The organism is Streptomyces sp. NPDC045778 (genome assembly GCF_056431945.1).
In genome coordinates this window covers 69,080-80,358 of record NZ_JBWKJZ010000028.1, presented here as the reverse complement: position 1 = coordinate 80,358, position 11,279 = coordinate 69,080, and the positions used below count along the sequence as shown (strand labels likewise).

The following is an 11,279-nucleotide window of genomic DNA, read 5'->3' as shown; positions in this document are numbered from 1 at the left end:
CCGCTTCGGTGCACACGGCAAGGCCCACCAGTCCCCCCTCGGCGTCGACGAACCCCGGGGGTCCGTCGAACGCGACAGCTCGGCCAGGCACTTGAGGCCCGCACACAGCAGCGAACAGCAAGCACCCACGGATGTGGCCGTCGGCGCCATGGCACTCAGTATGACCCGCGGACCGTTGCGCGTTCATACGGATTTTCCGCTGTGGGGCACATCACTTTTCGGCCAGAGTGGAGTACGTGATGCGTGGTGCCGCCGTGAGTTCAGCGCCTGACAGCCCCGCTTGCCGCCTCTTCTAGGCCCTGGCAGCGGGGGCCGATGCTCTCTGGCAGCAGGGGCCGACGCCTACCTGGCAGCAGGGGCCGACGGCTACCTGCTCATGGACGCCCACCCAGCCGAGATCGTGGCCGTCGCTCACGCCGTGGCTCGGGGCCAAACCCCGCCGACCGCACAAGCCGCCCTCGCGTCCTGCACCGGACGCCCATGCCCAGACCGCAGTTGGCCGAGCCGACCAACTGCTGCTGAATGCGCGCTGTGGGGTTCACCAGAACTTCGCCAGTACGCCCTCCTTGAACGCATCCGGTGGCACGCTGATGTCCCCGGAGAACGGGTGGTCCAGGACCAGGACAAGTAGGAGGCTGAAGGCGACGAGTGCGGCGACCGAGCCGACGAACAGCAGCCGGACGCGTCTGCTCCTGTTGCCGTAAAGAAAGGTGAGCGGGATGATCACGAGCGCGCCCCCGTACGCCAGCAACTTGAACAGCCCAGGCAGCGACTGCTGCGCCTTGGTGATCCGGGCCCGGCGCTCCGCGACGACCCTGTTGATATCGCTGATGATCTCACGGTAGAACGCCTTCTCGCGCTCCGACTTCGGCTCGAATGAATTCAGCGCGGCGAACATGTCCTCTATGGCCGCCTCGGTGGCGCCATATTTGGGACGGCCCTCGCGCATGAGGGGCCACTGCACCTGCGCCACGGCATGGGCGTACGCACTGACGGCACTCTCCAGTTGCGCGCGCTGGGCGGGCGGGAAGGCTTGAGAGTCCCGGACCATCTGCGCCAGGTATGTGGCCTCGTTGGCGACCACCGTCTCGGCCTCGTCCGCCTCGGTCCACAAGGTGACGACGACAAAGGCCAGGATGATTCCGTAAATGGCTGCGAACATGCCGAGCCCCGCACCGACCATGTCGTTGTGCTGGCCCTCGGCGAGGGCGGGATGCCGCCGGTAGACCAGCACGCTGCCCGACAAGGCAAGGCCGACAATGCCCCCCACCATGATCAGAGCAAGAGAAGGAGTGGAAAGGTGGTTCAACAGCCAAATCTCCATTACCAGTTCTTCTGCTCGACTGCCGCGCACGCCATGCGAGGCGGGAGCTAGGTACACCTGGATGGGTGAACCTTCAGCGCACCTTCTGAGGCGGGGCCGATCAGTCCTTCGTGCGGTCGGCGGGCCCAGGGATTTCGTCATGGGCTGATGAGTTGGTGCCTAATGCAGCCTCCAAAGGTCCCACGACCAGGCTTTCACCAGGGTCAGGCCGTGGTGGAGGGAAGGGCCTCAAGGGCGCCCCAGGGCCCGGTAATTCCATCCGGCGGCCCGCCATGCATCGGCATGGAGGGTTCCACGGCCGTCAATAACGCGAGGGATTGCGGTGCGGGTGGCGAGGCGGTGGGGGTCGGTGTGGGAGTACTGGGGCCACTCGGCCAGGTGCAGCAGCAGGTCGGCGTCCTGGACAGGACCCAGGGCGCCTTCACCCGGGCCAAAGGCCTGGCCGCCCCGAGAGTGCTGGCGTTCACCAAGCTCATCGAGGCCCGCGCGCACGCCCGCGAGAACGACGCGCGGGCCGCCTCACGGGCCCTGGCCGCCTCCGAAAACCTCCTCGACCAGGCCCGTCAGGACAGCGTCGACGAACCCGGCTGGATCGACTTCTATCACCACGCGCGGCTGTCTGCGGATGCCTCCGAGGTCTTCCGCGACCTGAACAACCCCAAGGCTTCCCTGACCTGGAACCAGCGGGCCGCCGCGATGCCGACCGGGGTCTTCACCCGCTCCGTCGGCACGCGGCTCGCCATCGTCGGGACCTCCCATCTCCAGGCCCGCGACCTCGACCACGGCCACCGCTCCGTCGACATCCTCGCCCGGGTCCAGTCCTCCCGGGCCAAGGACTACGTCCGCGAGTTCACCACCGCCCTCGCCCCCTGGCGCCGCGAAGCAGCCGTCCGCGAGTTCACCCACCGCTGCCGCACCGAACTCGGCGTCACTGCCTGACGGAAGCCGACCAACGGCAGGTCAGGAGGAAACGGTCGGGCCAGCTGCTGGCTGGACGCTCGGGGCGCGGCTCATCGGGATCCGGAGGGGAGGCAGCGGAAGTTGCCGTAGCCGCTGCTCGGCTCTGTCCGTCCTGACCCGGCTACGGCTCCGTCCGGCTGGCCCTCGCACTCACCGGAGCCCCGGCGCATATCCTCGTACGGGTCCGCTCCGACCGGCCCCTCTACACCGACCCGACCGGACAGGCGCGGGACGACCACGTCGGCACGGCACGAAGCTCGCCATCCCCTGACGCCGAGGCCAACCACCACGTTCGAACTCGAGCGGCCAGCCGGTGCTTCTTGGCGGCACCATTGCTTTTGGCCGCTTCCCGAGCCGCGACCAGAGCCTGAGGAGCGAGGCCGACGCCGCTCAGCTCGCTCATGCGGTCACCATCCCGGTCGTGGCGTCGTCGTCCAGCGGGCGCGGCCGACGCCGGACAGCTTCAGCCCGTCGACGGCGGGCTGCCCGCCGGGAGCGGCCGGCTCGGTCAAGGCGTCAGGTCCAGGACACGAACCGGCTCGCCGAGCCACCGGTCTGGTGCGGTGGTGGCGATGACGGCGCCGTCGGGGCGGTCAGGAGTGGGCTGGGCTGCGTACTGGCAGTGAGCCGCCGCCCAGGTGCTCTGCCCGGCCACCGCTGAGGCGGCTGGAAGGTCCAGGTCGAGCACCGTGATGCCGGGCAGCGCGGCCAGGTGTTCCGCGGTGCCGGGCTGTACGCCCCCGCGTGCGCGCTGGGGTACCAGCCGGTCTGGGCGTGGGCGCGGTGGATGAGGCGCGAGGCGAGCACGTTGCCCCGGCCTGCGGCGGCCATCGCGGTGTCGTCCAGGACGATGTGCATGGCGTCGCTCACCGGGCGGCCGCCTGGGCCAGGCGGCGGTCCAGCTCGCTGTCGAGGTCCTGCTCCTCAGTGGGGGTGGGCGCGTAGCCGTTCCACTTCTTCAGCGCGCTCCGGGCCTGCTCGGCCCGCGCGGCCCGCTCCTGCGGGGTGAGCAGGGTTTCGGCGAGCCGGGCCAGGTAGGCACGCAACGACATGCCCTCCGCCGCGGCGAGAGCGGCGAGGCGGTTGCGGGCTTCTTCGGGAATGCGGATGTTGGCGTCAGGCATCAGCGGGGTCCCTCCAAAAGGGTTCGGGTACGTACCCGTACCCAGCGACGAGTCCCGTCACGAGGCTGTTATACGGCGAGACCAACGCCGTGCTGCCAGCAGCGGTGACCCGCGGACCTCGGGGCCGCCGCCCTGGCTCACCAGGGTCATCTTGGCGCGGGTCACGCCGTCTCTCCCGGCCTCCCCGCGGGAGGACCGACGGGTGCAGCCGCAGGCGGACGCCGAAGTACGGGTCTGGGGCCGGCTCGTACCGGCCCCGGTGCGAGGTTACACATCCACGCCTCCGCTTCGTCCCACAGCCCCGGCAGCGGAAACACCGTGGCGCGAAGAGGTCCGGATCGTGCGCTCCGGCCGGACTCCGGGCCGGCCACGACGTGCGCGACCTTGTCGCAGCTGGGGCAACGTACGAGAACAGACGCGAGGTTCGCGGCATCGGCTTCGTGTGGCTGTGACGGCAGTGAAGTGACGGGCCAGGCGGATCAAGCATTGAGGTAGGTGAGCACGGCTTGTACGCGCCGGTGGGTGTCGTTGGTGAGGGGGAGGTCGAGTTTGGCCAGGAGGTTGGAGATGTGTTTCTCGACGGAGACGGGGGCCAGGACGAGGCGTTCGGCGATGGCGGAGTTGGACAGTCCCTGGGCCATGAGGGCGAGGACTTCGTGTTCGCGGGAGGTCAGGCGGGCGATGCCGGTGTCCTGGCTGTTGCGGGCGAAGATCTGGGCGACGACCTGGGGGTCGAGGGCGGTGCCGCCGGCGGCGACGCGGTCGAGGGCGTCGAGGAAGGCGTCGATGTCGGTGACGCGGTCCTTGAGGAGGTAGCCGACGCTGCCGCGGCCGTCGGCCAGCAGTTCGGCGGCGTAGGTGCGCTCGACGTACTGCGACAGGATGATCACCGGCAGGGCGGGGGTGTGGCGGGCGCGGACCTCGATGGCGGCGCGGAGCCCTTCGTCGCGGAAGCCGGGGGGCAGGCGGACGTCGATCAGGGCCAGGTCGGGGTGATGGGTGTCCACGGCGGCGATCAGGTCGGGGGCGGAGTCGACGGCGGCCAGGACCTCGTGGCCGGTGGCGGCGAGCAGGCGGATGAGTCCTTCGCGCAGCAGGAGCAGGTCTTCGGCGATTACAAGGCGCATGGGATCTCCGCGTGCACGGTGGTGGGGCCCCCGCTGGGGCTGGTGAGGGTGAGGGTGCCGTCGAGAGCTTCGATGCGGCGGCGCAGTCCGGTCAGGCCGGAGCCGCCCGGGTCGGCTCCGCCGTGTCCGTCGTCGGTGACGGCGACGGACAGGGTGCCGTCGGGGCGGACGTGGACCGCGACGGTGGCGGTGGTGGCGTGGGCGTGCTTGGTGATGTTGGTGAGGGCCTCGGCGATCAGGAAGTAGGCAGCGGCCTCCAGCGCGGGTGCCATGCGGCGCGGCACACGGATGTCGGAGGTGATGGGCAGGGGGTGGTCGGCGAAGAGGGCGGTCAGGGCACCGTCCAGGCCGCGGTCGGTCAGGATCGGGGGGTGGATGCCGCGCACGAGGTGGCGCAGTTCGTCCAGGGCGAGATGGACGTCGGCGCGGGCTGCGGCCACGTCGGCGCGGGCGTGATCAGCAGCAGGTCCCAGGGTTTTGAGGCGTCGCTCGGCCAGGGCCAGGGTCATGCCGAGGGCGACGATGCGGGCCTGGGCGCCGTCGTGGAGATCGCGTTCGATGCGCCGCAGTTCGGCGGCCTGCGCGTCGATGGCCCGGCTGCGGGTGCGGGCCAGTTGGTCGGTGCGTTCGGTCAGCTGCTGGGTGCGGCCGGGCCTGAGCAGCCCGGCGGCCAGTGCTGCCTGCCCGGTGGCCAGGGCGCGGACCAGGCGGGTGATGAGGGGCAGCGCGATCAGGGCGGCCAGGGCCGTCAGCACCCGGCGCGGCACAGTGGTCACGGTGATGAACCCGAGGTCGCCGCGGCGGGCCGTCGGCAGGGCCCAGGCCCAGGCCGGTGAGGTGAGGGCCGCCAGGTCCACGGCCAGGACCACCACGGCGACAACGAAACAGGCCAGGGTCAGCGGGAAGAGGATCGTCAGCCAGGCCGCGTCCCGCCAGGTGGCCGGGTGCACGGCCTGCTGCCGGGCCCGGCCGGTGACGGTCGCGGCCTCCGTCAGCGGGTAGGGAGCCGGGATGGGGGCGGCCAGGATGAGGGCGGCACGGCGGCGTTCGAGTCCGGCGAGCCAGCGCACCACGGAGTTCGTGGCCACGAAGGCGGGGGCGCCCAGGTGGGTGACGGCCAGGACCGCGCAGCCGGTGACCCCGGCGACGACGGTCACCAACGCCCCGACACCCGAAGCCAGGCCCAGCAGCAGATACCGCAGAGACCGGACGGTGCGCTGGACCATGTCCCGCCCTCGCTGGATCATGTCCCGCACTCTACGAACGCCCGGCCCCGCCCCGGTGGCACGGGGCTCGGTCGTCGCCTGGTGTGTCGCCTTCACTGCTCGCTCCGTCCGCCGCCTGCCGACGCGGAGCGCAGGACGAGGCGGGTGGGCAGGGCGGCGGCGGCCAGACCGAGAAGGCCGGTACCGGCCAGCAGCCCCATGTACCAGAGAGGATCGACCAGCACGCGCCACTGGCCGTCCTGGGCACTGCTGAAGGTTCCCACGACCACCGCGGTGATCCCCGCACCGACCACGAGGCCGACGGCGACAGTCAGCACCGCTTCACGCGCGGCCATCGCCCGTACCTGCCGGGCGGTGGCGCCCAGCAGCCGCAGAGCGGCGTACTCACCGCGGCGGCCGAGGGCGGCCATGGCGAAGGTGTTGAGGACGGCGACGGCCGTGAAGACGAGGGAAATGCCGGTCAGCAGGCGCAGTGCCGCCCGCTGGGAGGTGGCTTCGGCGTCCGGCTGGTTGTCGGCCGCGGGGCCGTTCGCGGTCAGGTGCGGGAGCTGGGACCTCAGCTTTGTCATGGCCGCCGGGTGGGGGGCCTGGCCGAGGTGGACGGCTGACAGCAGGGGGCGGGCGGTGTGTGCGGCGACCAGCGGGCCGGGCAGCAGCATGTCGCCGAACCCGGCGGAACGGGCGTACAGGGCGATCACCGGCCGCGCTACGCGGGTGCCGTCCGGCAGCCACCACCCGACCGTGTCACCCACCCGCCAGTGCTGGGTGCCGGCCAGGTCCGTGCTGACTGCCACCCCGTCGGCGAGCCGGTTCAGGGAACCGCTGGTGACTTTCAGGTCCAGTACGCCGTCTCCGGTGCGATACAGGCCCTGAGCGGGGTAATGCTGCGGCTTGCCACCCTTGCGGACCATGACCTCGCTCGGCACGGTCGCATCCACATCCCGTACTCCCGGCGTCCTGGCCGCCTCCTCATAGGCACCCAGCGGCAGACCGGGAACGTCTGCGGCGGTCAGGGTCTCGCGGGCAGCGGCGACCCGGGCCCGGCCGGCCTGGTCGGTGAGGTCGCTGAGCAGGGTGGAGTTCAGCAGCATGGTGGCGTTCAGAGCGAACAGCAGCGCCAACGGCATGGCAGCCCCCGCCGCCCGCAGCGGAAAGCGCCGGGTGTTGGCAGCGGCCAGACGGCCGGTCGCTCCCGGCAGAAGGCCGCCCAGCACGGCGCCCACCGTCCGCACCAGCCACGGCCCCAGGGCGGCAGCGGCACAGATCAGAAGAGCGCAGCCGATGAAGCCCATGCCCACGCCGATCCCGCCGCGCATCGGCGTGAACACCAGCACCGCCGCTGCCCCCGCGATGAGCACCGTTCCGGTCAACAGCCGCCAGACCCTGCCGCCTGCCGGGGCCGCGGCCGACTGCCGCATCGCCTCCGCCGGCGCGATCCGGGCCACCCGCCGTGCGGCGAAGTACGCCGCCAGCCGCGCCACCCCCACGCCGGAACCGGCCGCGATCAGCAGCGGCCACACACCGCCGTCCACCTCGAGGGAGGCCGGAACGGCGCCGGTGGCCACGAAGCGGTCGCGCATCCAGCCCGCGAGCCACCGTCCCAGCGGAACCCCCACCACGACGGCGGCCATGCCCACGGCCCACGCTTCCAGGCCCAGCAGTCGGCGCACCTGGCGCGGCGTGGCGCCCAGGGTACGCAGCAGGGCCAGCTCACGCAGCCGCTGCCGGGCAGCGAAGGCAATGGTTCCGGCGATGACGAACAGGGCGGCGAACACGGTGATGCCAGCCATCGAACCGAACACTCCGACCGCGCCTGCATAGCTGACCAGCACGCTCGGCGCGTCGGCCTGTACCCGCTCTTCGCCGGTGAGCACCCGCACCCCCGCTCCAGCGGCCGACCGAACGTCGTCCAGTACCTCGCTGCTGTCAGCACCCGGCGAAAAGCGCAGGGCGAGCGCGCTCGCATCACCGGGCTGGGCCAGGCGCCGTGCGTCCGAGGCGGAGAAGAACACCGCGCCCTGCGAGGAGAGCTGCGACTCCCGGGGGCCGACCACGATGCCGGCGACACGGAACGAGGTGACCTCCTGCGGCAGGGCCATGCGCACCCGGCCCCCAGGGTGTGCGTCGGCGCGCTGGGCCAGTCCTGCGTCGAGTACCACCTCGCCGTTGCGGGGTGCGTGCCCGCTGAGAAGTCGGAAGGGAGTCAGGGGCGCCGACGTCCAGGGGTGCCCCATCACCGGCGCCCCGCCCGAGCCGCCGCCGACTGGCTTTCCCCCGGTCGTCAAAGGCTGGGCGTAGAACGACACGTCCTTGGTCACCTGCGCGACTCCGGGCACCCCGGCCAGCCGGTCGGCCACATCCCCGGGCAGCGCGGGCGCACCGGACAACGGGCGGCTCTTGGTCTTGCCCTCTTCGTGCACGCTCACCTGGCGTTGTGCGCTGACCACGGCGTCCGCAGCGGTGTACCGGTCGGCTCCGGCCGGGGAGGACAGCGCGGAGAACAGCAGCGTGCCGCAAGCGGCAACCAGTGCCACCGCCAGGGCTGTGCCGGCGAAGGTCCCGGCGAAGGACCACCAGCGGTGGCGCACCGTGGCCAGAGCGAGACGGATCATCGGGCACTCAGCTCCGTCAGTACCGCGGCGACCTGCGCGGCCGAGACATCCTCAAGGCAGGAGTGAACCCGGCCGTCGGCGAGGAAAAGGACGTGGTCCGCCCAGGCAGCGGCGGCCGGGTCATGCGTGACCATCACCACCGTCTGACCCAGCTCGTCCACCGCCTCCCGGAGCAGCGCCAGCACCTCATGCCCTGCCGACAGGTCGAGTGCTCCGGTCGGCTCGTCCGCGAACAGCACCTGCGGGCGCCCGGCCAGCGCCCGCGCGACCGCCACCCGCTGCTGCTGACCGCCCGAGAGCTGGTCAGGCCGCGCGTGCTTGCGCCCGGAGAGCCCCACACGGGCCAGGACTTCTTCCGCCCAGCGCCGGTCCGGGCGCACTCCGGCCAGGTGCTGTGGCAACAGCACGTTCTGCCACACCGACAAGGCCGGAATCAGGTTGAACGACTGGAACACGAAACCCGCCCGGCGACGGCGCTCTCGAGTCAACGCCGGCTCACGCAGCACACCGATGTCCTCCCCGGCCAGCCGGACCCGCCCGGCGCTGGGGCGCTCAAGACCCGCGGAGCAGTTCAGCAGCGTGGTCTTCCCGGATCCGGAAGGGCCCATCACCGCCGAGAACGTTCCTGCCGCCAGCCGCGCGCTGACTCCCCGCAGCGCGGGCGTCCCGCCACCGCCGGGGTAGGTTTTCGACACATCTTCCAGCTCGACCGCAGCCGCCACCGGATCTCCCGCGAGGTACATGCTCCCAGCCTCGCCAGAACGAGAGCGCCCGCCTACATGGCCCACGCGTAACTTGAAGGTAGGGGTAGCCCTACCTTCTCTCCAGGCGAACGGCCACAGGCAGCGAAGCAGAAGGTCGGGTGACTGCTTGGTGAGCCGTGCTCACGTGACTTCAGGCGCTACGCCGTGAACCCATGGGTTCTGAGAAACAGGGCGAGCTGCTGTAGGGCGCTTCGCCCCGCGGCTGGTGCTCCGTGGCCCCAGGTCAGAGGAACGCGCCGCACTTGGGGCACTGATACCGGTCGCCGTGCTTCGTCATGGTCCCGCCGCACCCCGGGGTGGGGCAGGTCATCGCCCGGGGGCGTAGGGCCGTTCCTGGCCGTCGGGGCCGCATTGGGTGCACACGCCCCGCGCGCGGATGATGGGCCGTCCGCCGGACGGGGGGGATTGGGTGTCCTCGCTGACCACGATGGCCAGTCTGGACTTGCACGCCTTGCACTGCGCGTACTCCGGGTCCAGGTCGTGCTCCACGACCTCCGCCACGGCGCGCAATGGATCGTCGGACATGAGATATGAGACCTTCCATTCCGAAAGCTCCTAGACGGTAGCGGACTTGCCTCTTCCCGGACATAGAACGCCCGTTCACAGTCCGGCGCCACCATCCCCGCAGGCCGCGCCGAGGTGCCGTACGTACGTGGCCGCACGGTCGGGTGCGCCGCGGCGCACGTGGTCCCGCCCGCCCCGGCCTGGCATTCCGCGCACCCCACGCCGGCTCTTCGCCTGCCCGGCGCCGGGCATCGAGGTGAGCGGTGGCCAGGGAGCGGGGCCCCGCTCGTGCCGGCACCACACGCAGACAGCGCCGGAGCGCTGCGGCGCGCTCAGGGCATCGGGAGGGGGCACCGCCGTCTGCGGAGCCCCCGCTCCCACGCTCGATCAGCTCCAGGTCATGTTGATCTCACGCTCGAAATTGATGTAACCGGCGCGCCGGAAGGCGTTCGCCATCGGAATGTTGCCGAGGTCTGTGGACGCGCGGATGCGGGGGACGTCTTGCCCTGCGAGGACTCGGGTGCCCTCGGCGAGGATGTCGTCGATGTAGCCGTTGCCGCGGTGTGCGGGCAGGACTCCGATGTAGGCGATGATCGGGTTGTAGTCGTTGCGGGCCGGGATGACGAACCCCACTGGCTCCCCATCAGGCAGTGTCGCGATGCGCCACCAGTCCCGTGGGCTCGTGTAACGCGCCAGTTCGGCCTCGTAATGCCGGGTGGCCGCTTCGCGCACGGACATCCTGGTCAGGTCGTCACGGCCATGCGCGTCCAACGTCCCGTCCAGAACCGAGGCCATCAGAGCGACGAGTTCCTCGCTGTCGTGGACCGGCCGGAAGGCGAGGCGTCCGTTGGGCTCGGGAACTGGCGATTCCGGACGCCATTCCAGGCGCAGTCGTTCGACGAAGAGCCGGGCACCGGTCCGTTCAAGTACCGTCATGCGGTCTTCGACGGCTCGCCTCGTCACCGCGTTCTCACGCCAGTCCGGCGGAACGAAACGGCTGTACCCGGGGCGACGCGACCCGTCCGGGAGGATAGCGGCCATCGCCGTGTGCAGAAGTCGCACCCCGATGTCCACGTGATCGGAGCCCGAGGTGCTGTCGTCGATGTCAAAGATGTCCAGGATGAGCGGTGCATCGCCGGCCGAGCGGCACCACCAGGCCACCCTGGCCAGCACCCGGTCGCCGCGCAGGGCGACCCACATCCACTCCGGACGTCGGCGGCCGTCGGCAAGGTCGTCCGCCAGTTCCTCATTGAGGACGTAGGGCAGTTGGGAGAACAGATCGAGTTCTTCGCGCCCGGTGATCGGACGCATGGTGAGGTCGTTCGTTTTCATGGTCAAGGCACGCTCCGGTGAAGGCGCCCGTCCGTTCCGGGGTCAGACGTGGTCCGCATCCCGGGAGGACATAAGCGCGGTGATCATGGGGATCATGGCCTATCCCTCCTCTCGCTGTCGTGGCCCTCAACCCTCGTGGTGGGGGTCCAGCGGTAACGTCTATCCAGCTGCAACGCTCATCCGCAAACCCTTTTCGACCACCCTGCTTCCGACAGCGCCGGGCAGCGAGTCCCGGGCTAGCAGTTGCAGGTTCCGATCACTGATGGTCCGCGGGCAACGGGCCGAGTCATACATCCCGAAGCAGGC

Annotated in this window: 9 protein-coding genes and 1 pseudogene; 1 reads left to right on the top strand and 9 read right to left on the bottom strand. The window is 70.8% G+C overall.

Annotated elements, in window-relative coordinates:
- Window positions 1–538: 538 nt before the first annotated feature.
- On the bottom strand, window positions 539–1,324 hold the full coding sequence (locus tag AC07GB_RS29960; RefSeq protein WP_478850849.1) for a bestrophin-like domain: 786 nt from the start codon (window positions 1,322–1,324) through the stop codon (window positions 539–541).
- Between the two features lie 351 nt (window positions 1,325–1,675).
- Here AC07GB_RS29960 and AC07GB_RS29955 point away from each other — a divergent pair, with 351 nt between their 5' ends.
- Window positions 1,676–2,263 (top strand): hypothetical protein, encoded by a 588-nt coding sequence (locus tag AC07GB_RS29955; protein WP_478850848.1) that lies wholly within the window; start codon window positions 1,676–1,678, stop codon window positions 2,261–2,263.
- Between the two features lie 529 nt (window positions 2,264–2,792).
- On the opposite strand, the pseudogene AC07GB_RS29950 reads toward AC07GB_RS29955, so the two are convergent.
- The 8 genes and pseudogenes from AC07GB_RS29950 to AC07GB_RS29915 form a co-directional block, all read right to left on the bottom strand.
- A pseudogene (locus AC07GB_RS29950) lies at window positions 2,793–3,142 on the bottom strand (PIN domain-containing protein).
- A gap of 8 nt (window positions 3,143–3,150) precedes the next feature.
- Entirely contained in the window at window positions 3,151–3,408 is a 258-nt protein-coding gene (locus AC07GB_RS29945) for a hypothetical protein (protein WP_478850846.1), read from the bottom strand.
- A gap of 479 nt (window positions 3,409–3,887) precedes the next feature.
- Window positions 3,888–4,535 carry a LuxR C-terminal-related transcriptional regulator gene (locus AC07GB_RS29940; RefSeq protein WP_478850845.1) on the bottom strand — a complete coding sequence of 216 codons (648 nt, stop codon included), beginning with the start codon at window positions 4,533–4,535 and terminating at the stop codon, window positions 3,888–3,890.
- Entirely contained in the window at window positions 4,523–5,782 is a 1,260-nt protein-coding gene (locus tag AC07GB_RS29935; protein ID WP_478850843.1) for a sensor histidine kinase, read from the bottom strand. The genes AC07GB_RS29940 and AC07GB_RS29935 overlap by 13 nt, the downstream gene beginning before the upstream one ends.
- A gap of 71 nt (window positions 5,783–5,853) precedes the next feature.
- The gene (locus AC07GB_RS29930; protein WP_478850841.1) at window positions 5,854–8,373 is read right to left on the bottom strand and encodes an FtsX-like permease family protein; all 2,520 of its coding nucleotides are present in this window, start codon (window positions 8,371–8,373) and stop codon (window positions 5,854–5,856) included.
- Entirely contained in the window at window positions 8,370–9,116 is a 747-nt protein-coding gene (locus tag AC07GB_RS29925) for an ABC transporter ATP-binding protein (RefSeq protein WP_478850839.1), read from the bottom strand. Before AC07GB_RS29925 ends, AC07GB_RS29930 begins: the two co-directional genes overlap by 4 nt.
- Window positions 9,117–9,443: 327 nt before the next feature.
- Window positions 9,444–9,662: a hypothetical protein gene (locus AC07GB_RS29920; protein WP_478850837.1), complete on the bottom strand. Its 219-nt coding sequence runs from the start codon at window positions 9,660–9,662 to the stop codon at window positions 9,444–9,446.
- A gap of 366 nt (window positions 9,663–10,028) precedes the next feature.
- Entirely contained in the window at window positions 10,029–10,973 is a 945-nt protein-coding gene (locus AC07GB_RS29915; RefSeq protein ID WP_478850835.1) for a GNAT family N-acetyltransferase, read from the bottom strand.
- Window positions 10,974–11,279: the final 306 nt, after the last annotated feature.

Coding starts and splice junctions, on each gene's coding strand:
- AC07GB_RS29960 (WP_478850849.1), bottom strand. CDS start 1,324: ATGGAGATTTGGCTGTTGAACCACCTTTCCACTCCTTCTCTTGCTCTG.
- AC07GB_RS29945 (WP_478850846.1), bottom strand. CDS start 3,408: ATGCCTGACGCCAACATCCGCATTCCCGAAGAAGCCCGCAACCGCCTC.
- AC07GB_RS29940 (WP_478850845.1), bottom strand. CDS start 4,535: ATGCGCCTTGTAATCGCCGAAGACCTGCTCCTGCTGCGCGAAGGACTC.
- AC07GB_RS29935 (WP_478850843.1), bottom strand. CDS start 5,782: ATGATCCAGCGAGGGCGGGACATGGTCCAGCGCACCGTCCGGTCTCTG.
- AC07GB_RS29930 (WP_478850841.1), bottom strand. CDS start 8,373: ATGATCCGTCTCGCTCTGGCCACGGTGCGCCACCGCTGGTGGTCCTTC.
- AC07GB_RS29925 (WP_478850839.1), bottom strand. CDS start 9,116: ATGTACCTCGCGGGAGATCCGGTGGCGGCTGCGGTCGAGCTGGAAGAT.
- AC07GB_RS29920 (WP_478850837.1), bottom strand. CDS start 9,662: ATGTCCGACGATCCATTGCGCGCCGTGGCGGAGGTCGTGGAGCACGAC.
- AC07GB_RS29915 (WP_478850835.1), bottom strand. CDS start 10,973: ATGAAAACGAACGACCTCACCATGCGTCCGATCACCGGGCGCGAAGAA.